19 protein-coding genes are annotated in these 21,978 nt (G+C 43.6%); 15 read left to right on the plus strand and 4 right to left on the minus strand.

Features of this window, described 5'->3' with window-relative positions; translation table 11 throughout:
* Positions 1-41: 41 nt before the first annotated feature.
* The 7 genes from JMX07_RS09095 to JMX07_RS09125 all read left to right on the plus strand — a co-directional run bounded on the left by JMX07_RS09095 (position 42) and on the right by JMX07_RS09125 (position 9,715).
* Entirely contained in the window at positions 42-1,799 is a 1,758-nt protein-coding gene (locus JMX07_RS09095) for a hypothetical protein (protein WP_201607555.1), read from the plus strand.
* Positions 1,800-2,121: 322 nt separating this feature from the next.
* Positions 2,122-4,209, plus strand: coding sequence for an EAL domain-containing protein (locus JMX07_RS09100; protein ID WP_201607557.1), 2,088 nt, complete (start codon positions 2,122-2,124; stop codon positions 4,207-4,209).
* 88 nt (positions 4,210-4,297) lie between these two features.
* Positions 4,298-4,732 (plus strand): c-type cytochrome, encoded by a 435-nt coding sequence (locus tag JMX07_RS09105; RefSeq protein ID WP_224737767.1) that lies wholly within the window; start codon positions 4,298-4,300, stop codon positions 4,730-4,732.
* A 24-nt stretch (positions 4,733-4,756) separates the two neighbouring features.
* A complete protein-coding gene (locus JMX07_RS09110) occupies positions 4,757-5,800 on the plus strand; it encodes an AAA family ATPase (protein ID WP_227684747.1) in 1,044 nt (347 codons plus the stop codon).
* Positions 5,801-6,054: 254 nt separating this feature from the next.
* Positions 6,055-7,071, plus strand: a complete 1,017-nt coding sequence (locus tag JMX07_RS09115) for a DUF58 domain-containing protein (RefSeq protein ID WP_201607558.1) — start codon at positions 6,055-6,057, stop codon at positions 7,069-7,071.
* The gene (locus JMX07_RS09120; RefSeq protein ID WP_201607560.1) at positions 7,068-9,332 is read left to right on the plus strand and encodes a transglutaminaseTgpA domain-containing protein; all 2,265 of its coding nucleotides are present in this window, start codon (positions 7,068-7,070) and stop codon (positions 9,330-9,332) included. Before JMX07_RS09115 ends, JMX07_RS09120 begins: the two co-directional genes overlap by 4 nt.
* 95 nt (positions 9,333-9,427) lie before the next feature.
* Positions 9,428-9,715: a DUF4031 domain-containing protein gene (locus JMX07_RS09125; protein WP_201607561.1), complete on the plus strand. Its 288-nt coding sequence runs from the start codon at positions 9,428-9,430 to the stop codon at positions 9,713-9,715.
* A gap of 91 nt (positions 9,716-9,806) precedes the next feature.
* Here the strand turns inward: JMX07_RS09125 and JMX07_RS09130 are convergent, their stop codons facing one another.
* Positions 9,807-10,325: a DUF302 domain-containing protein gene (locus JMX07_RS09130; RefSeq protein ID WP_201607562.1), complete on the minus strand. Its 519-nt coding sequence runs from the start codon at positions 10,323-10,325 to the stop codon at positions 9,807-9,809.
* Positions 10,326-10,436: 111 nt separating this feature from the next.
* Positions 10,437-11,357, minus strand: coding sequence for a LysR family transcriptional regulator (locus JMX07_RS09135; protein ID WP_102078348.1), 921 nt, complete (start codon positions 11,355-11,357; stop codon positions 10,437-10,439).
* Between the two features lie 292 nt (positions 11,358-11,649).
* Between JMX07_RS09135 and JMX07_RS09140 the strand changes: the two genes are divergently transcribed.
* Positions 11,650-12,780 (plus strand): S-(hydroxymethyl)glutathione dehydrogenase/class III alcohol dehydrogenase, encoded by a 1,131-nt coding sequence (locus tag JMX07_RS09140; protein ID WP_102093853.1) that lies wholly within the window; start codon positions 11,650-11,652, stop codon positions 12,778-12,780.
* Positions 12,781-12,894: 114 nt separating this feature from the next.
* On the opposite strand, the gene JMX07_RS09145 is transcribed toward JMX07_RS09140, so the two are convergent.
* Entirely contained in the window at positions 12,895-13,590 is a 696-nt protein-coding gene (locus JMX07_RS09145) for a haloacid dehalogenase type II (protein WP_201607563.1), read from the minus strand.
* Between the two features lie 44 nt (positions 13,591-13,634).
* Complete coding sequence (locus JMX07_RS09150; protein ID WP_201607564.1) at positions 13,635-14,288, minus strand: DsbA family protein; 654 nt, start codon at positions 14,286-14,288, stop codon at positions 13,635-13,637.
* Between the two features lie 391 nt (positions 14,289-14,679).
* Here JMX07_RS09150 and JMX07_RS13685 point away from each other — a divergent pair, with 391 nt between their 5' ends.
* The 7 genes from JMX07_RS13685 (at position 14,680) to JMX07_RS09180 (ending at position 21,940) form a co-directional block, all read left to right on the plus strand.
* Positions 14,680-14,979, plus strand: a complete 300-nt coding sequence (locus tag JMX07_RS13685) for a nitroreductase family protein (protein WP_265088361.1) — start codon at positions 14,680-14,682, stop codon at positions 14,977-14,979.
* Between the two features lie 50 nt (positions 14,980-15,029).
* Positions 15,030-15,335, plus strand: coding sequence for a nitroreductase family protein (locus tag JMX07_RS13690; protein ID WP_265088362.1), 306 nt, complete (start codon positions 15,030-15,032; stop codon positions 15,333-15,335).
* A gap of 335 nt (positions 15,336-15,670) precedes the next feature.
* Positions 15,671-16,342, plus strand: a complete 672-nt coding sequence (locus JMX07_RS09160) for a 2Fe-2S iron-sulfur cluster-binding protein (protein WP_201607565.1) — start codon at positions 15,671-15,673, stop codon at positions 16,340-16,342.
* Positions 16,339-17,331, plus strand: a complete 993-nt coding sequence (locus tag JMX07_RS09165; RefSeq protein WP_201607567.1) for an FAD binding domain-containing protein — start codon at positions 16,339-16,341, stop codon at positions 17,329-17,331. The genes JMX07_RS09160 and JMX07_RS09165 overlap by 4 nt, the downstream gene beginning before the upstream one ends.
* 2 nt (positions 17,332-17,333) lie before the next feature.
* Complete coding sequence (locus JMX07_RS09170) at positions 17,334-19,772, plus strand: xanthine dehydrogenase family protein molybdopterin-binding subunit (RefSeq protein ID WP_201607569.1); 2,439 nt, start codon at positions 17,334-17,336, stop codon at positions 19,770-19,772.
* A gap of 111 nt (positions 19,773-19,883) precedes the next feature.
* Positions 19,884-21,221 (plus strand): XdhC family protein, encoded by a 1,338-nt coding sequence (locus JMX07_RS09175; RefSeq protein WP_201607571.1) that lies wholly within the window; start codon positions 19,884-19,886, stop codon positions 21,219-21,221.
* The gene (locus JMX07_RS09180) at positions 21,218-21,940 is read left to right on the plus strand and encodes a nucleotidyltransferase family protein (protein WP_201607573.1); all 723 of its coding nucleotides are present in this window, start codon (positions 21,218-21,220) and stop codon (positions 21,938-21,940) included. The genes JMX07_RS09175 and JMX07_RS09180 overlap by 4 nt, the downstream gene beginning before the upstream one ends.
* The last annotated feature ends 38 nt before the right edge of the window (positions 21,941-21,978 follow it).

Genomic DNA, 21,978 nt, shown 5'->3' on the forward strand with positions numbered 1-21,978 from the left:
ACTGATTGCCTCAGAGTGACTAATAGAGAGTAAAGATACTGATGATAACGTTATCAATGCTTCAAGAGCATTTAGATTCTACAGAGCCACTACCTCCGCTATCTAATCGCTCAGTAAATGGTCAAGAACGTTACTTGTTAAAAATGTTGGCAACGCTACCGGCGCTCAGCCAAGAGCAGCAAACAGAACATTTAGAGAGTCTACTGACAGTATTACGTGAATCCAATATGGATGAACAACAGCGTCTTAAATTAATGGCAACAGTCGTTGATGCCTCAGACCGACTGATTGCAGCTTTTAGGCAGCACTATATCTATGAGACAGGCGCGCTTAGTCAGGATCAGATGTCTTATATCGCTCAAATGCAATCGCTACATTATTTAATTATCATGGTTTACGACAAAGTCATACGTCGTGAGACGCAGTTGTCAGAAGCCTCCCTAAACCAATCTTCTGGTAAAGGTTGGCAGCGTTTTTTTGGTGCTGAGACTAAACCTGATAGCACGCTTGCCATTGCGATTTATCAATCACTATTAAGATACCAAAAACTATTAGCAGAAGAAGCACTGTGCTATCGAAAGCCATCAGATTACCTGTGGTCTAAAGTCAATCAGTTATATTATCTGGCTCATCAGAGAAAAGTAGCTGATATTGATTTAAGCATACATACTGTCACGAACCAAACAAACAGTATTCATCAGCTATATTGCCAAATTTGTTTGCATCACTTGTTAAATTTGCGTGCTATGAGGCGCCCGAATATCTTACTCGTACAGCGTCTATTGCCTGAATGGGCTAAACACATGGTCGCGACAATGGAACCTGCCACCGAGACAAAGGTTTTTGTTGATCTTCATAGTAGTAATCCACCAAGCTATCTAACCGTCAACTCTCATATCAACCCATATGAAGATCGTCATGATTGTCTATTTATAGAACTGACACCGATAGTTGAATATTTTGAGTCCCGTAAAAAAGATTTTATCGAGGAAGGTGGTACAGTAGAATATAGTCTGATTAATGCTATTTCGATGACCATCAGCTATCGCTATTTGCAGCCGCCAATTACCTTGCCAACCAAATATAGTAGCAAACAGCAGGCAAAATTAATCACTAATTTTAATGATATACACTACCATGTAGGTCATTCAAAAACTTTCGCCAATCTAATCGCTATCAAACATCTACGAGAAGAAGATAGGCCTTTATACGATACATTTGATAACGAGCGTGGCCGCAGTAGCATCATAAATATTGAGACATTTGATGACCATGACAGTTCTTCAGCATATCGCACACTGCATTTGTTGCCAAAAGATGATGAGCTCAATAAGAATGGTGTCGATAAAAACATTCTCAATCAAAAAGGGTTTAACGTTGAACAAACTGACCCTGACGTTTCTCTAACAGCACCTCAGCCTTTACACATAATGAGTTTGATTTTAGTCTATGGCTCTGAAAGTACAGAACAACCTAATTGGTCAATAGGGGTGGTACGCTGGTTCAATGTCGATACTAAAAATCCAGAAGTGGAATGGCAGATACTCGGGCACAAAATTGTGGCATGTGGATTACGTTTGGAAGGCAGTAAAACGCGAAGTCATCATTTTGTACCAGCATTTATTCTCGGTAAAGATGAACAGCTACAGACGACTGGCACGCTAATCGTACCACCTTCGTACTTTCAAGTTGATGATAGAGTCGTCATGCGTATTGGTAATAAACAAACCTCCCTACGATTAGGACGTAGGCTGATGATGACTGATAAGTTTAGTCAATATGAGGTGGCTCAGTTATAGCGCTTAGGGATGCTTAGATGTGACAGGAGTTTCAGGCCATAACGAAGAATTTATATAGATTGTCACCAGTAATATAGTAGGCGACAAAGGGCATAAGTTAATCTGCAGTTGGTCTAATTATTGTCTATAATGATAAATATTGTTACTCTGACTTTTATGATATCTCTAACTATAAAATAATTATCATAGTGAAAACTCAGTCTATACTGATAGGATTCATAGAATATTAACGTTAGCGTCTTTTATGTGCTAGGTTAGTTTTAGACAAAGATTTAAAGTAGCAAAATAATAGATAACAATACGTACGACTAAAAGGCTCCTTATGCGCTCTCAATCTCTTTTAAATTTATTGGTGATCAATGACGATCAGCTCTATGCTGAACGTCTTGTTCAGTTATTGAGTCCTTATTATGATAGTGTGAATTTGGGGTTTTTGGACGATAAAGAAGAGCTATTAAAACTTCTGCGCCAACCGTGGGATGTACTGGTATTTGGCAAAGCTTATAATATGAGCTTTACAGATGTGGTGAGCCTCGTACAAGAGCAAAACATCGATCTGCCAATGATCTGTTTAACGAATGAAGAGATAGCGTCGACTGCCTACAATGAGTATGAGCTACCGACTGTGATTAGTGGCACGATGGTCAAAGCGCTTGAAATGGATCAAGAAATGCCAGTGGTAATGGCTATTTGTCTGCAGCATAGTAGTTTGCGCAGTCGCCGTGAGCTAAAAACTTTACGCCAAGTGCTTTCTGAAGCAGAACAACGTGCCAATGTATTGATTAAGAACTCTAAGAGCGCGGTCGCTTATATAGACGAGGGTATCCATATATTTGCTAATGAGCCCTATCTTCAGCTATTCGGCTTTAAATCGATGAATGAAGTGGTAGGCGTGCCTATTATTGACCTGATTTCAGGTAGAGATAATGTTCAAGGGTTTAAACAGTTTTTACGTCAGTTTGACAAAGGTAGTCGCCAAGACGTTGAGTTTAATTTTGAAAGTGTACGGACAGATGGTAGTACTTTTGAAGCAAAGCTACAACTAGCATCAGCCACGTTAGAGGGTGAGCCAGTCATTCAGATTATTATTCAGCAGAATAGTAATAATAGTGCGGAGGTTGCTAAGCGTTTAGCTGAAGCTGAACGTAAAGATAATTTAACTGGCCTAGATAATCGTCGCGGTTTTGAAGATCAGATGATAGCGATACATCAGCAGGCGTCCCAAGGACTAATAACCGCAGCCCTGCTATATGTGCAGGTTGATAATGTAGGTAAGATCAGAAGTAGCTTAGGTCTACAAGGAATAGATGCAACGGTCAAGCAAGTTGCCCATACGTTGACTGAGCTAGTACCTGATGGGCATGTAAGCCGTTTCAGCGATACCGCATTCACGATTTTAGTAAAAAACAAGACGACGAGTGATATTGAAGAACTTGCTGCGCATATCGGTTCGTCAATCAAGGGTATGTTTATTGAAGTTGATAAACGTACAACCAATACAACAGTTAGTATTGCTGTTGTCAAGATTGAAAAAAATCCTGTAGAGCCTGTCATCATATTAGAACGCGCCATGGATGCTATCAGCCAAATCATGGTAGAGACTTCTAATAGTGGTGGGTCTTACCGTATATATGACCCAAGCGAACATGCCAATAGCGATGATCATGCACTTGCTGAGTCATTAGTGGATGCCATTACTAATAACCGCTTTGAGCTATCATTTCAGCCGATATACGACATCAACAACGATCGTAGCGACTTTTTTGAAGTGTATCTACGGTTACCGCTGTCAGATGCTGACAATACGGTATTAACCCCTGATCAATTTATGGCGGTGGCTAAAAAACATCAACTGTTAGAAAAGATTGATCGATGGGTGCTTATCAATGCCTGTAAGAAAATCAATGACGTCCGTAAGGTTCATCCTGAAGCCAGATTGTTAGTACAATTAACTAATGCTTCACTGGTTGATAAAAAACTGCCGATTGTCGCCAGTCAATTGATAAAAGCGGTAGGCGGCGCAGCTGGTGTATTGACACTCCAGTTTAATGAAATAGATATCTCTGATCACTTAACCGTCGCCAAATCTCAATTTTCCGCACTCAGCGATGTTAGCTGTCAACTAGGTATTAATAATTTTGGCTCTTCTGTCAAATCTATTGAAATTGCCAATTTTGTCCAGCCTGATATGGTACGCTTGGCGCGCAGTTATATCCAAGATATTGGTTCAGCAGAAAATCTAGAAACGGTTAAATCTCTTATTGCGCGTACTAATGATATCAAGGTTGATGTGCTCATGCCTTATATCGAAGATGCAGCAACGATGTCGGTCGCTTGGAGTGTGGGCGCGCGCTATTTGCAAGGGTATTATTTAGAAGAGCCTAGTAGCACAATAAAGGTAGCGAGTTAAAAGGCCAATACATCATATCGTTTATGTTATGGCGATGATATTCCTCAACCAAAGATTGCTAAAAATGTCCCTTATCAATAGATATCAAATGAGCAGCCTTTTGGCTGCTGTTCTGTTGCTCACAGCTTGTGAGAAAACACCACCTGACCACCGTGCTCCTGTGACTCTACCCTTATATACTGATGGCGATGCAGACAACGGCTCGATAATTTATAAAGATGCCTGTGGTCAATGTCACCAACGTAATGCGGGCCTGAATAAGAAAGGCCCACAATTAATGAATATATACGGTGCGCCGGCTGCCGAGTTAAAAGATTATACCTACAGCAAAGGACTAGAAGATTCAGGTTGGGTGTGGGACGCAGAGACACTCGATCCATATATTGCAGATGCCCAAAAAGCCATGCCAGACTCCAAAATGCTGTCTGACCCGATGCCAGATGCGAAAGAGCGTGCCGATATCATTGCTTATTTATCTACGCTCCGTGCCGCTGCACCAACCGTTACAGATGATGTGAACTGACTTATCATCGCTATGACCTAAAAAATGAGCCAACAACCTACTATGACCCATGCAGCTAACGATAGATCATTATCCATCTCTCAGAGAACAGCGAATCCGCTTAGCCAGTCCATCCCTAGTACGGCTGATTTTCAACGCAATCAGCAGAAAATTGCACAGCTGTTAGCGCAATTAAATCAGATTGTATTGGACAAGCCGCAAGCAGTTAGGCTAGCGCTCAGTTGTATATTAGCGGGCGGTCATTTGTTATTGCAGGACTTGCCTGGTATGGGTAAGACGACTTTGGCACAGGGCTTGGCACAGTTATTAGGTTTGAGCTTTAGCCGAGTGCAATTTACCAATGATATGTTGCCTGCTGATATTTTAGGTATGAGCATCTACGACCAAAGTAAACAGCAATTTGAGTTTCGTCCGGGACCTATCTTTACTCAGTTATTACTTGCTGATGAAATAAACCGTTCCAGTCCCAAAACGCAGAGTGCGTTACTTGAAGCGATGGAGGAGCGCCAAGTCACGCAAGATGGCCAGACTTATCCTTTGCCGCAGCCGTTCTTTGTCATTGCCACCCAAAATCCATTGCAACAAGCAGGTGTCTATCCGCTCCCAGAGTCGCAGTTAGACAGATTCTTGTTATGTTTATCATTGGGTTATCCATCGCCTGCTGCAGAGCGTGAGCTGCTAAAAGGTAAGGACCGTCGCGAGCTACTCAAAGACTTGAATACGGTACTTGATACTGAAGCTGTACTACTGGCTCAGCACGCTGTCAGGCAAGTTTATGTAGCAAATACAGTACTGGATTATTTGCAAAGACTGGTTGCAAAAACTCGTGCAAGCCAAGAGTATCATGGCTTATCGCCTCGCGGCGTGTTGTCGCTACAGCGTGCTGCCCAAGCGCATGCCTATGTATCGGGATATATGGAAGTGACCCCTGAAGATATTCAAGCGGTGTTTGCTGCGGTCACTGATCATCGCCTCGGTCAGCGTTTCGTACCTGCGCATGTGACTGGTGGTCAAGCAACAAAAACCATCGCCCAACGCATCCTAGCAGAAGTGTCAGTCGTCGCTTAGCAGCTAATATGCTGTTTGACCCTATTGATTAACTACATCGCTGAAATATAGTTCTACACACAGTCAAAGCTATATAACTCATAACGAAATATCAAAGTCACTCAGTTCACTATTTACGGTATTTTCGCCCGCTTTTCTTGTATTCTAATTGTCCGGAATCAACTATGTCGTTCTATTCGTGAGTTTGTTTGTCAGTCAGATATAAATACAAATACCGACAGCATTGTCAATCAGATGGTAATAATAGGGTAGTCATGAGCTTGTTACCAAAGGCCTTAACCGCACCAATAAAATTAGCTCTGAGCCGCTGGTTTGCCGCGCGCGCACCTAAGAGTGACAGTGCTACGCTTAATTTGCGCAATGTCTATATTTTCTTTAGTCGTGAAGGGATGCTATTCGCCGTATTGTTAGTAATTACCTTTATCGCAGGTATCAACTATGGCAACAATTTGGTGCTTGGTTTGTGCTTTTATCTGGTCAGTATTTGGCTAATTAGTTTTCATGTTACTTTTGCTCATATATCTGGTCTGCAAGTGCGTCTGTTAGAAGTCACTATGACAGAAGCAGGCTTGCCTGTTTGGGTGACGCTACAACTAAATAGTGATAGTCGCCAACCACGGCGTCAGTTGCTATTTGAATTTGAGCTGATAACCAATAAGAAAACCAAAAATGGCATAAATGCGCAAAGTTCAGTGCTTATCACGCGATTACAAGGTGAGCAAGTCATCCGACTGCCTATTCAAACCAATACTCGTGGTCAGCTTGAACTGCCGCGGTTAAAAATAAAAACAGTTTATCCTCTAGGTATCATGCGTGCATGGTCTTATGTTTACTTTGCGCGTACAGCTTGGGTATATCCAAAGCCTGAAGTCTTTGACTGGCAAGCAAAATATGCAATCGCAAGCTTAGAGGACTTACCAACAGGTGGACAGTATAGACAGGGTCAGGACGACTTTGAGCGACTAGATAACTATGTCGAGGGTGAATCATTGGCCCGAGTCTCTTGGGGGCATGTGGCGCGGGGACAAGGTATGCTAACCAAGCACTTCGCTGATCCGGTCGGTCATGAGCAAACGCTTGATTATGCAGATATGCCAGCTGCACATCACGAGCAAAGACTTGCACAATTGGCTTATGGGGCATTGACGCTGGGTCAGCTAGGCGTGCCGTTTCAAATGCGTTTACCTAGTGATACTCCTGCTACTGCGGAGATGGGTAACGGGGAATCCTTTGCGCAAGCATGCTTGCTAAGGCTTGCGAAAGCACCATGACCAACTCTAAACGCTCATCTTCTGCTGATGTTGATACACTGTCCACAGAGTATTCTGCGGTCGATGCTACAAAAAGGGCTAGCTTTGAGCAGTTGGCTTTAGGTCAAAAAGTCTCGTTTCGACCTGAGCGAAATGACGATAAATGGTATCGTAAGTTATTTGCACTGCCAGCTTATTATTGGGTATTAATTGCCCAAGTCGTCGTTGTGTTACCGCATGCCGCACATTTACCATTATGGTTGATAGGATTTGCCGCCGTCAGTATCGCCGCTCAATTGCCTTATATCAAAGCTAAATTCAAAAAACTATCGCACCTAAAGCGTATTTATCAAAGTGTACAAATGCTAGGCTTTCTGCTGGGGCTATTAGGTCTGTGGCTAACCTACAATACAGCATTTGGGCTCGATATGGGTGTGGCATTTCTAGTGCTATGCCTAGTTAGCAAACTGTGGGAGCTGTATAAGCGCCGTGATGCTTATGTAGTGTTGAATCTATCATTGTTCGTGCTTGCGGCATTGTTTTTGATGGACCAAGGTTTACTGACTACTTTAGAAGTGATCGTTGGCGCAGTCATTGTATTGCTAGCATTTATTGCGCTTAATGATGATAGCAATACTAGCGGTAATGGACGCTTGCGGACATTGGGCGTGTTAGGGGTTGGCGCCTTGCCATTATTGGTGGTGCTATTTTTGTTTTTTCCGAGACTGCCCCCACTGTGGTCTGTACAGCTCTCCGGTCAGCAAGCTACTACAGGTGTGTCTGATAGCATGTCTCCTGGTGATTTTGCCAATTTAGGGCAGTCAACTGAGCTAGCCTTTCGCGTAGAGTTTGCTGATGAGCGTCCACCGCAACAGCAGTTGTATTGGCGCGGTTTGGTATTTAGTGATTTCGATGGGGTTACATGGCGTCCGGCCCCTCAAAAGGATCAATGGTCGTCGAGATTGCAAGCACCTGCATGGATTCAGAATGCCTTTGCTACAGTACCTGATGAATCAAGGGCGGCACCTGTCAATTACAAGGTTATCTTAGAACCCACTCAGCAAAACTGGCTATTTGGTCTTGATTATCCGTTCTCCCAGCAGCCAGATATCAATACTACCTCTGAATTTACCTTATCAAAGGATCAACCTGTTACGCAGCAGCTTCGCTATGATGTATTGCAGTTTGCACAGATGCGTATTGATCCAGTTCTGACAGAGGCATCAAGACTTGAGAACCTTGCCTTGCCTAATGAAGGTAACCCTCAATCGCGCGCGCTTGCTAAGCAATTATTTGAGCAGTCAGGTTCAGACCCTGTGCGCTACATAGCGGCTATTGAGCAATGGATCAATCGAACCGAGTTTCGCTATACGCTGTCGCCACCACGGCTCAACACCAATCGCATTGACGAATTTTTATTTGAAACCAAAGCAGGGTTTTGTGAGCATTACTCGTCAAGCTTTACCTTTATGCTACGCGCCGCTGGCATTCCTGCACGAGTAGTAGCGGGCTATCAAGGCGGTGAGCCAAGTCGTAATGGTAACGTATGGGAAGTGCGGCAAATGGATGCGCATGCATGGACTGAGGTTTGGCTTGAGGGCCAAGGCTGGGTACGTGTGGATCCGACAGCCTTTGTGGCGCCTGAGCGAGTAGAGCAAGGTATGAATACGATGACCCAGCAGCAAGGGGCGGCTATGTTTGGCAATGGCGCCAGTGCACAAATCAGCTATCAGCAGTATCAAATGCTACAAACGCTACGCCGCCTATCAGACCAAGCGAGCTACTACTGGCAAAAAGACGTAGTCGGCTATGACCAAGACAAACAGGCAGATTCGCTACTCAAATGGTTCAATATCAGCTCAATCATGCAGCAAATCACTTGGTTAGCCACCAGTGCGGTTTCCGTTATGGCTATCTTAGTTTTTGTCATTTGGTATCGCCGCCGCAAACGCTGGCACCCAGCAGACCTACCTCTTGCTCAGCTCTCAAAACGTGTTGCCAAACATGATAAGTTATTAGCTCGCAATGATAATGAGGGGCAGCTAGCTTGGCTGGAACGTTTGGCATCAGCTATTGATAGCCGTAAAGATAACAATGCTCACTCTGCTACAAGTCAGCTAACAGATAGTAGCGACCCAATCGTTATTCAGACAAAGCTTATTGAAATTAGACAAAACTACCGTCAGTTACGCTATGGACGACTGAGTACATTTGATAGCAGTCATAGTGAATATCAAGAACGACTCAAACAACTTAAAAAAGATGTACGCGCATTGTTATAGAGATTTTGGGTGATAGTGTTATTAAGTTGCTAAGGTATCTTGAACTGACGACAAGTTAGATAAGCGAATTAGTGGATAAGTAGAGAGGCGGTTATATGGCGATATATGTAGATTTTGTGCAGATAAAATTCAAAGGCCATAAGTGGTGTCATATGCTGGCGGATAGCTTGCAAGAGCTGCATGATTTTGCGGCATTTATTAATGTGGATGCGCGTCTATTTCATCGTAATGCTAGCTATCCTCATTATGATATCACGGTTCAAATGCGTGAAATCGCTATTGCACAAGGTGCTATTCCTGCCGATAGAAAAAAGATTATTGAGTGTGCAAAGAAATTAAAACTAGAGCTGAATGACCAGATAGAGCAATCTAGTCATTCTTGATATGAAAGCTTTTTAAGTAAATAAGTAATACTTCCGTAGCACATTTCACTTATTTACTCGAATGTATATTTATTCAACTATATCGATCGCATTATTTTGCTATTGCTGCAGTACTGATAGCGTTAAGTGCTTTTGAGATATTAGCAATCTCGGTATCGCAACCTTTGATATTGTGACGTGTCTTGAGGTAGTCAGGGTTGTTGTATGACAGCCATACTTTTTTATCGGCATCTTCGCTAATTAAGATTTTTTGCGGCAAATCAATGGCAACAGTTTGCTCACAGTTCATTAATGGCGTACCCGCTTTAGGGTTGCCAAACATAACGACTTGCGTTGGTCTCAATGATAAGTCGATACTCTGTGCATTTTTCTGATGATCGACTCGTGCAAATACTTTCATACCCTTGCTTTCGATGACTGAGACCAGTTTGTCTGCGGTATCTTGAACGGAGTGATCACTTTGCATAGTTACCAAGCCTTTTTCGGCACTAATAGAGGTTGTGGTGTCTGTCATAGCACCAGTGCTCTTGGTTTTATCCAGCAGCGTATCGATACTGGCACAAGAGGAAACGGCCACTGCTAGGGCAGCGATAGAGACGATTTTAATCATAATTACACCTATAAGTTGTCTGTAGTATGGTCAGTCCTAACTATAATGAGCAACATCGAATATTCATTGTGCGTAATCAGTTTTGTGATTGCAATACGTCTTAACAGAACGTTAAACCAAATGTTCTGCCAAATAATCTACGAGCAGCCTAATTTTTGGTGATAAATGACGGTTGTGCGGATAAATAGCCCAAATGCTTTCTTCGGGCTCTCTATAGTCATCAAGTAAACTGACCAACTCGCCGGACGCTAAATACTTTTGTACATAATAATCAGGCAGCTGTACGATACCCAGCCCTTTTAGTGCAGCATCGACCAGACTATAGCCGCTGTTATATTGCACCGTACCAGAGACACGCAGGTTCCGCTCTATACTTGCTTGTTGGTTGTCCGTCTTACCATGAGTATGACTGTTCTCTTTTACTTTAGCAGTATCTATAAAGTGCCAGTAATCACGAGTACCCAATAGGCAGTTATGTTGACTTAAATCACTTAGATGGTGTGGTACGCCGTGTTTTTTTAGATAAGAGGGTGCCGCGCAGACAAAGTTAGTACGCAGGCTAAGTTTCTTTGCCATCATCGTCGAGTCATGCAATTTGCCAATACGAATGGCCAAATCATAACCCCCTTCAATCAAATCAATTTTCTGATTACTCAAAAAGGCAGTCACTTCGATATCGTGATACTGCATCATAAAATCATTGATCAGTGGTAATAACTGCTGCTCACCATAAGTAACGGGCGCTGTTAGTTTTATCCTGCCTTGGGGCTTTGATTGTAAGTTACTTACGGCTTGCTCAGCGGCATCCAAACCATCGAGCACACTGCGGCAATGCTGATAGAATACTCGGCCTTCTTCGGTCAGTGAGACCTTGCGTGTGGTTCGATATAGCAGCTTTATATTTAAACGTTTCTCTAACGCGCTGATCTGACGGCTGACTTGTGCAGTCGAGATACCCAACTCTTTTGCACCACGTGTAAAGCTCTCATATTCTGCGACATACACAAACTCACTAATCCCTTCCCAGCGCATGATTATTACCAATATGTAAAAGATATTTGCAAATATAGCATATTGTTATCCGCTCAGAAATAAATATAATGGTTAGTATCAATGTAAACAGATGGTGTTTTACTGTCATCGATGCTTGCCTATAGAGGGCAGGCAAGATAAGCTCAGTCTATCTTTATTTGTTTTAACTATAGATATAGTAAACGCCAGAAGCCATAAAATGCGTTAGCAAGTGACTAGAATGGCTTGCACTTATCGTAAAACTGTTATGTCATTACCTATAAAAAACAATCAATTAAAAAGAGAGATTCTTATGTCAGATAAATTTATTAAATCAAAAGCCGCCATCGCGTGGGGTCCAAAGCAGCCGCTATCTATCGAAGAAGTGGACGTCATGCTGCCACGCAAAGGTGAAGTGTTGGTAAAAATCGTTGCCAGTGGTGTGTGTCACACAGACGCTTTTACCTTATCTGGTGAAGACCCAGAAGGCGTGTTCCCTGCGATCTTGGGTCATGAAGGCGGCGGTATCGTTGAACAAGTTGGCGAAGGCGTGACCAGTGTTCAGGTCGGCGACCATGTCATTCCGTTGTACACGGCGGAATGCGGCGTTTGTAAAATGTGCCGCTCAGGTAAAACCAATCTTTGCTCGGCAGTGCGCGAGACTCAAGGTAAGGGTTTGATGCCAGATGGCACAACGCGTTTTTATAAAGACGGTGAGCCTATCTATCACTACATGGGCTGCTCAACGTTCTCTGAATATACGGTGCTACCAGAAATCTCATTAGCCAAAGTCAATAAAGAAGCGCCATTAGAAGAAGTTTGCTTGCTTGGTTGCGGCGTGACTACCGGCATGGGCGCAGTCATGAATACAGCAAAAGTTGAAGAGGGCGCTACCGTTGCTATCTTTGGTCTAGGCGGCATTGGACTATCCGCAGTCATCGGTGCTGCTATGGCAAAAGCCAGCCGTATCATTGTGATTGATATTAACGAGAGCAAGTTTGAGTTAGCTAAAAAACTAGGCGCAACCGATTGCATCAATCCGAAAGATTACGATAAACCAATTCAAGAAGTGATCGTTGAGCTAACCGATGGCGGTGTTGATTATTCGTTTGAATGTATCGGTAATGTCGATGTTATGCGTTCAGCGCTAGAGTGCTGCCACAAAGGTTGGGGCGAGTCAGTCATCATCGGTGTGGCTGGTGCTGGACAAGAAATCTCAACCCGTCCATTCCAGTTAGTGACGGGTCGAGTCTGGAAGGGCTCCGCATTTGGCGGTGTAAAAGGTCGTACAGAACTACCAGGTTATGTCGAGCGCTATCTAGCAGGGGAGATTCCTTTACAAGACTTCATCACTCATACGATGCCGATAGAAGACGTCAATGAAGCGTTTGACTTGATGCATAAAGGCGAAAGTATCCGTACAGTTGTACACTTCTCAGAGTAATCAACAAAGACATTATTGTCTTAGAAATGCTTTATTAAAAACAAAAAGGCTGCTTCAGTATTGAAGCAGCCTTTTTTAATGTTATTTGCAGACATAGCTTAGTGGTTAAATGTATCAAGCATTCTTTTTGCTAATGATTTGATCCGCTAGTGTCGATAAATCTGATGCGGTCAAATCAGGAACTGGTACATTGGGCGCGTTCAGCATTGCATTATACGGTCGCGTGAGAAAGGCCGCGCGACAACCTGCCGCTTGTGCACCTATAGTATCCCAGAGGTGACAGGCAACAAGGCATAAATCGGACGTATCAACAGCAAGCGTATCAGCTACCATTTGGTAGGTCTCAGGTGCTGGCTTGAACTTGCCAACAGTCTCAATACTAAAGTGCTGCTCAAAGAATTGACTGAGATCTGCTTTTTCTAATGGCGTTGGGGACGCACTGCTTGCTGAATTGGTCAGCGTGACCAGTCGAAACCCTGCATCGCGCAAACGAGTCAGTGCTGGCGCTGCATCAGGATGCGCCGGTAACGCGCTCATTCTTTCTTTGAACTCATTGATATCAGCATCTGTCAAAGTCACTTGTCTGATATCAGCAACCATTTGCAGAGCACCAACGCCAAGTTCACCAAAAGGCGTATAGAGACCGGATAACGTCATAGTTTGCGAGTACAGTACTAGCTGAGCGAACCATTCTCGCAGTACTCTTTGCTTGCCAAAGACGCGTATGAATAAAGGCGTTAGCGTGTCGATATCGAGCAGTGTTTCGTTGACGTCGAACACAATAATCGAGGGAAAGCGTTCAGAAGACATAAAGTATCCTTTTATAGAGTGACATTTTTATAACGTCAAGTGGTTTACTCAGTCATGTTGGCCAATTGCTCTAATATACTGATGTAGTTCTCGACCCCTTGCGCACCGCTGACCAAATGACGCTCATTAAAGATAATCGCTGGTACACTTTGGATGCCTTGCTGTTGCCAATGCTGCTCTTCTGCTCGTACTTCTTTTGCAAAGAATTGACCTTCCAACACTGCTAATGACTCACTACGATCAAGCCCAGTCTCTGCTGCAATATCGGCAAGCACATTGATATCTGAGATATCTCTGTTATTGGTGAAATGCGCGGCAAACAAGGCTTGCTTTAGCTCATGCATGCGGCCTTGCTGATCAGCGAAATGTAGCAGCTGATGCAAATTAAAGGTGTTGTGCATACGTGTGTCATCATTGAAGTTAAACTCAAAGCCAACTTCCTGTCCAGCTTCAGTCATTCTGACTCGGCTAGCATCTGACTCCTGCTTGGTAGAGCCATACTTCTCGATGATGTGCTCACGTAGGTTTTGCCCTTCGCTTGGCATGTTTGGGTTTAGCTCAAACGGATGCCAGTGGATAGTGTGAGCGGTATTGGTTTGCTCAAGTGCTACTGCTAATTGGCGATAACCGATGACGCACCAAGGGCAGACGACATCTGAGACGATATCTATTCGGAGTGGTTTTTCTGATGTGCTCATATTTCCTCGCGGGTATTATTATTTATGTTTTGTTTGGGATGTATGGATAGAGGCATATCAGTTGGAATCAAGCAGATATACCTAGTTATCAGACAACTATAACTGGTTACCATATATCAAGTCAGTTCATACTAAGAGAATGGCTAAGTGATTACAATGTAGTCTGCGCAGTTGGCGTCGCCAATTCGGTAGCGTAATTGTAATCATTACTAATAAGAAAGTAGGCGTTTTTGCAATACGCTGACTCAGTCATAACAAAACCTACGAATACTTAACCAAGCAGGCATGGTCATAAAATAGCTTTTTATTTAAAGTGGTTTCGTTAAATGGCAATCGAAGAAGAAAAATTCTAAGAAAGAATAAAAAACTAATATCGATAACGGAGTCACAGATGAAAAATATCACTGAAGCAATGAACTGGCGCTATAGTACAAAAGAATTTGATACCAATAAGAAAATCTCAGCAGAAGACTTCCAAAGTCTAAAGGATATTTTGCGCCTCAGTCCTTCGAGTACCAACATTCAACCTTGGCATTTTGTGATTGCTGATGATGAAGCTGGTAAAGCCCGAATCTCAAAAGGCACTGAGGGCATGTATGAGTTCAACGATGCCAAAGTAAAAGGTGCCTCGCACGTCATTGTATTCTGTGGCCGTGTCTATGCTGATGATGAGTTTTTGATGACATCTTAGAAAAAGAAGATGCAGATGGTCGTTTTGCAGAGCCAAAATTTAAAGAGCAAATGCATCAGACGCGTAAAATGTTTTTGGACATTCGTCGTTATGAGCAAAAGGACGAGCCACATTGGTTGGTAGAGCAATTGTATCTTAATATGGGCGCGCTGCTACTAGGGGTTGCAACCTTAGGTATTGATGCGGTGCCGATGGAAGGAGCGGACTTAAAAGCACTTGATGAAGAGTTTGATTTACGTAGTAAAGGCTACACCGCTGTGGCGGTCGTGTCGCTTGGTTATCGTAGTAAAGAGGACTTTAACGCTGAGCTGCCAAAATCACGTTTTGATGAAGAAACGATTATCACGAAAGCCTAGCCAGTTATTATCTAAGCAAAGAACATTTTTAATAGACATATCTACTAAATACTATATGTAAAAAGTCTATTCAAGAGCCTCATAAACTGACTGTTTATGGGGCTTTTTTTAGCCAGATTTACTTTGAAATAACGTTAAAAACTAAGGATAAAAAATATACCACCTATTAGCAGCGCTAACATTTCGATACTCTCGCAGATTAGAAACTACACTGGAATCCCTACAAAGTAAAAACAAAACAACTGTTTTCATACGTCATAATAAATTTATTGACGCTGTCATTTTGAAGCGTATTTCACCATTCTATTATGTTCATCTGCCAGCGAGAAGCCAGCATGTCTACTTTGACCTTAACAATCAATAAGCAAGATTATCAGCTTGAAAATCTTGACGCCCGTACGACACTGCTCGACGTCTGTCGTCAGCACCTACAAATTACTGGACCCAAAAAAGGCTGCGACCATGGTCAATGCGGGGCATGTACCATGCTCATCAATGGACGACGGGTTAATTCTTGTCTGACGCTCGCTGTTATGCATGATGGTGATGACATCACAACGATCGAAGGCATTGGAATGCCAGAGTCATTATCGGCATTGCAGCAAGCATTTAAAGACAATGATGCTTTTCAGTGTGGGTATTGTACGCCTGGTCAGATTTGTTCAGCCACCGCATTGATAGAAGAAGTGAAGCAAAACTGGCCAAGCCATGTCAGCACCGACTTAAAAAATCCTGATGGTCTCCTTGTACAAGAAATTGCTGAGCGCATGAGCGGTAATATCTGCCGTTGCTCAGCTTATCCAAATATTATCAAAGCCATTTCACAAGTGCTTGAAAGCCAGGTATCAGATAGTCAAACACAAGAGCCTAGTACTCAAAAAGCAGACAATACAGTGCAAAACTCAAGCGTGACAGGTATTTGGTCGCCGCCACCGAGCGAGGCGCAACTTGGTAAGACCTCAGCGAATAACAAGACAGCAACTGCTACAACAGGAGGCCGCTCATGAAACGCTTTGAATACAGTCGTGCTGATGCACCAGAGCAAGCGGCAATATCTGCCAGTACTGAGGATGCGTCTTTTATCGCAGGCGGTACCAACTTATTAGACTTGATGAAACTAGAGATTGAGACGCCAGTTAAATTGGTCGATATTACCCGCTTAGAATTAGAGCAAGTTGAATCTACTGCTGATGGTGGTTTGCGTATCGGTACGCTTGTGACCAATAGTGATTTGGCGGCTCATCCTAAAGTTATTGCAAATTACCCAGTATTATCCCGAGCGATTTTGGCAGGGGCGACTGGTCAGTTGCGCAATAAAGCAACGACTGGCGGTAACTTCTTACAGCGTACCCGTTGCTACTATTTTTATCAGACAGATAGCGCATGCAACAAACGTGAACCGGGCACAGGTTGTCCTGCTATTAATGGTGAGAACCGTACGCTGGCTATTCTAGGCACGAGTGATGCCTGTATTGCTCAGCACCCATCTGACATGGCAGTGGCCATGCGCTTGCTGGATGCCACTATTGAGACAGTCAAAGCTGACGGCTCGACTCGTACCATCAATGTGAAAGACTTTTATTGCTTACCGAAAGAGACGCCGCATATCGAAAATGTATTAGAGGCAGGGGAGTTAATCACTCATGTTGTATTACCTGCGCCTATCAAAGGTATGCACACCTATGACAAAGTGCGAGATCGCGCCTCATATGCGTTTGCGCTCGTGTCCTGTGCCGCAGTGATAGACGCTGATGATAACGGTAATCTAAAAACGGTACGATTGGCATTTGGTGGTATCGGTACGGAGCCATGGCGTAATGAAGAAGTTGAGGCACTTTTAACGGATACCGATGGCAATAATGACATTATCGCGCAAGCCGCTGATCTGTTATTGAATGATGCCAAAGGTAATGGTCAAAACGACTTTAAGATACCGTTGACGCGTCGCCTACTAAAACAAGTCATTCAGCGCGCACTAGCGGGCGAGGGAGCATAATCATGTCATTATTTGAATCAATCACTCAGTCAGAACCGACCAAAAAAATGACCATGGATGAACCTGTTGAGTCTTTGTTTAGCACAACAGCGAGCAAACTGGTCGGTAAGCCAATTAACCGTGTTGACGGCTCGCTGAAGGTTAGTGGGCAAGCGCCTTACAGTGCCGAAATTCACTTAGATAACAAAGCGTACGGTGTTTTAGTCGGTGCGACCATTGCCAAAGGTCAAGTCGAAAATATTGATAGCAGTTCTTTAGATGGCATTCCTAATATTATCAAGGTCGTGACAGATCCTAAGCATTTCTTGCGTAATTCTCAGCAAGGCGGACTAAAAAAAGCCCCGAAGCAGGGAGCGACTGAGATCTTTTATCATGGTCAACCTATTGCGGTGGTCATCGCTGAAACCTTTGAATCAGCAACAGAAGGGGCAAATGCGCTTAAAGTCACTTATAAAGATGAAACTGACCAAGCAGCATTAAATTTTACTAAAGAGTTGTCCAACGCTCATGAAGTCGATGAAAAAAAAGGCTCTGACAAAAATTATGTCCAAGGCGATCCTGAGCAAGGTCTAGCTGATGCTGAGGTAACACTAGATCGCTTCTATCATACGCCAAGTCAAAACAGTGCGGCGATGGAACCACATGCGACGTTGGCGCATTGGGAAGAAGATAAGCTGATACTTTATACTTCTAATCAAATGCTAGCTTCTTGTAAGCAGCAAGTGATGGATGCGCTAGATCTAAACAAAGATCAAGTTCAGCTAATCGCATATTATGTGGGTGGTGGGTTCGGTAGTAAGCTCGGTATTGCCCCTGAATCTATTGCCGCTGCCATTGCGTCAAAAGAGCTTGGTCGTCCAGTATTGATTACCATGACCCGTCCACAGGTGATGGAAGCAACCGTCAGACGCTCAAATACTCGTCAGCGCATTGCAATTGGCTGCGATAAAAATGGCGTTATCGATACGTTGATTCACGATACTATTTCTAGCAATTTGCCAGATGAGGCGTTCTTTGAGCCAACTGCCTTGTCTACGCACTATCTATATAGTGGTAAAAACCGCCGTGTAAATTATGAAATGGTCGACATGAACCAAGTGCTATCAGGTTCGATGCGTGCGCCTGGTGAAGCGGTCGGTATGATTGCCGTTGAATGTGCAATGGATGAATTGGCTGCGCAGTTAGACCTTGATCCTCTAGAGCTGCGCCGCCTTAATGAACCCGAAAAAGACCCTAGTAAAGACATTCCATTTTCGACGCGCCAGCTGATTGCCTGTATGGAGCAAGGTGCTGAGCATTTCGGTTGGAGTCAGCGCAACACAAAACCTGCCAGTCAATTAGAAGGCGACTGGTGGATAGGCACAGGCATGGCTGCGGCCGCACGTGGTAATCAGTTACAGTCTTCTGAAGCGCGCGCAACTTTGCAAATCGATAAGTCAAAAGCGCTCGGTGTCAAAGCGGTTATTGAGACAGATATGACAGATATTGGTACAGGGTCTTATACAGTGTTTTCTCAGGTAGCTGCAGATTTATTAGGACTACCTATTGACCATATCGAGATGAAGTTAGGCGATAGTGCCTTACCACCTGCATCTGGTTCTGGTGGTAGTTGGGGCGCAGCGAGTGCAGGTAGTGGTGTATACCTTGCTTGTGAGCAGCTGCGTGAGATGCTAGCAGAAAAAGTCGGTCTATACCCTGATACGATTCAGCTAGATAATGGTCAAATTAAGCAAGTAGGCAAGCATGATCTGACTACAATAGAGGCAGCCAAAGAGAACGGTCAAGCGTTTGCTGATAGCACTATTGATAAGATATCTGAAACGACCGGAGTCTCATTTTCAGAGAATGTATTAGAAGAACAGACAGCATCAGAAAAATATGATTTTGACAATACAGAATCATATGCGCTTGCTGACGTGATCGCAGGCTACGAGGAGCAAAAAGTCAGTGCCAAAGGACAGATAAAGCCAGGTAAAAATGGTAAAAAGTATCGTCAGTCTTCTTTTGGTGCAAACTTTGCTGAAGTAGCTGTTCATAAAGTTACTGGTGAGATTCGAGTAAAACGCATGACAGGCGCATTTGCCGCAGGTCGTATTCTTAACCATAAAACAGCGACTTCGCAATGCTATGGTGGCATGGTATTCGGTATTGGCTCAGCGTTGATGGAAGAGGTCATCCACGATAAACGTGACGGACGCATGTGTAACCATGATCTCGCTGAATATCATGTGCCAGTCAATGCCGATGTACCACAGTTAGATGTGATATTGGTCGAAGAGGATGATCCTTGTACCAACCCAATGCATATCAAGGGTATTGGTGAGACAGCTATTGCTGGCGCTGCCGCCGCGATTGCTAATGCTGTCTATAACGCAGTTGGCGTACGTGTTTATGATTTTCCGATTACGCTTGATAAGCTACTTTACGAGATGCCAGAGTAATTTTTTGAGCCATATGTACGACAGGAACCCGCTTAATGAGCGGGTTTTTATAACTCAATCAGCAGTATATTTCGTCATTTTCAAGAAAATAACTACCAAATAAGAGGCGTTATGAATCAGGTCGCTGACATTCTTAAGCTAGCAATCAAAGCTAAGCAACAAGGTATTGATGCTGTATTGGCAACGGTGGTACGTACTGAAGGCTCAGCATATCGCCGTGCTGGCGCGATGATGCTCATCTGTGAGGATGGTCGCTCAGTTGGGATGATTAGTGGTGGTTGCTTGGAGCCGCATATTATCAAACGTGCCTTTTGGCTTACTCGTAACGGTGCCAATGTGCAAGTTTATCAGACGGGTGATGATATTAAATATGCTGACGATGGCCAAGCGCAAGCAGGTGTGAAGCAAACTAAGTCTGATATATATGATGAGCCAGATAGCAATTTAAATAGCGGCTTAGATGGCGGTTTAGATGAAGCAGACTTTGATGAGCTAAATTTTGGATTGGGCTGTAATGGGCGAGTGCACGTATTGTTTGAGCGACTAATGACAGCTACGCCATTGCTAGAGACAGTCCGTAATGTTCGACGTACTCAGCAGCCGATTATTGTAGCGACTTTGATTCGTGCTAACGACTATCAGCATCAAGGTTCTATATTGCAAGACAGTGGTAATTTGCAAATTGGGATGCGTATTAATTTAGGTGAATACTGCAATTTGGGAAGTGTTTCTGCACTAGGGAAAACAACTTTTTCAAGCATACTTGCCAATACTGTAGAAGAATTAGCAGAATATAAGCTGTCTGATAAAAATGCCGAATATGTGATAGTGGAAAACGGTAAGGTAACAACAGAGTGGCTTGTGCAACGCCTGCAACCACAATTACGTCTATTGATTTGCGGGGCAGGTAACGACGTGATGCCACTAGTGACGATGGCTAAACTACAAGATTGGCATGTGACAGTTGTAGATAGCCGCGCGCAATATGCGACGCGTATGCGGTTTCCTCAAGCGGACGTTGTAATGTCGCTATCTTTAGACGACAGTGAGACTTTGCTGGAGCTCAGTAACAACGCAGCAGTTGCTCTGATGTCACACAGCTTGAGTCAAGATCGCGCGCGGCTAGCAATAATGCTCAAGCATCCAGACAATTATAAATACTTAGGACAATTAGGGCCGCGCTATCGTACCGAACGCTTGATTAATGAAATCAGCACGAATATTAGCAATCCTACTATGTTAGAAGCGGGCATTCATAAACTGCATTATCCGATTGGTTATAAGCTGGGTGGAGACGGCCCTGAGGCACTTGCGCTCGGCATCATGGCAGAGATTAATGCGGTCATGCACAATCAAGACGCTCCAGTAAATGGTTCATATAACAATGTTTCAAATATCCCAGCGGTGAGTAACGATACGGATGCCAATATTGTCCAGAGTGGCGTATGAGTAAGCGTGCATTTACAGAAGGTGCTGAACACACAAAAAGTACTGAACAGCATAGCCAAAACCATGCGGTCATTATCTTGGCAAGTGGTCTCAGTCAGCGTCTCGGTGAACCTAAGCAGCTACTCATTAAGAATGGCGAGCCGTTGATTACTGATATGACTCGATTGGCAATAACGACCAATCCGCAAGTTATTGTCATTGTCATTCCTGATAACCATCGTTTGATTGCTAGTATGATGACAGAGTTGGCCAATCAATATCCAACGGTTCAAATAGTGGTGAACTCACAAGCTGATACTGGTATGGCGCATAGTTTACGTTTGGGTATTGAGACAATTGTTGCTTTTGAATCGACTTCAATCGATCAAGTACTCATCATGGGAGTCGATCAAGTATTGTTAGATAAGCTACATTTAACAGCTTTGCTAGCGGGCAAGCAGACGGTAGTGGCCAGTCGCTATCACAGTTGGCAAGATTTAGCGAAACATCAAAATCGAGATCAAACGGTGTCTGATATTATAGGTCTGCCTTTAGCAGTTAACTATAAATTGCTTAGACAGTGGCAGTCAGAATTGATAGGAGATAAAGGGCTTCGTCACCTCATTAGAGGGTTGCCCGCTGATCAAATAGGTGAGGTCGATAATGACCAACTTAGCTACGATATTGATACGCCCGAGCAGCTAGCATTTGCCAAACAACAAGGCTGGCTTGATAGCTAACCTGATTAATTTAATTTATTTGAATAGTATTCATTTTG

The organism is Psychrobacter immobilis (genome assembly GCF_904846235.1).
Classification (GTDB): Bacteria; Pseudomonadota; Gammaproteobacteria; order Pseudomonadales; family Moraxellaceae; genus Psychrobacter; species Psychrobacter immobilis_C.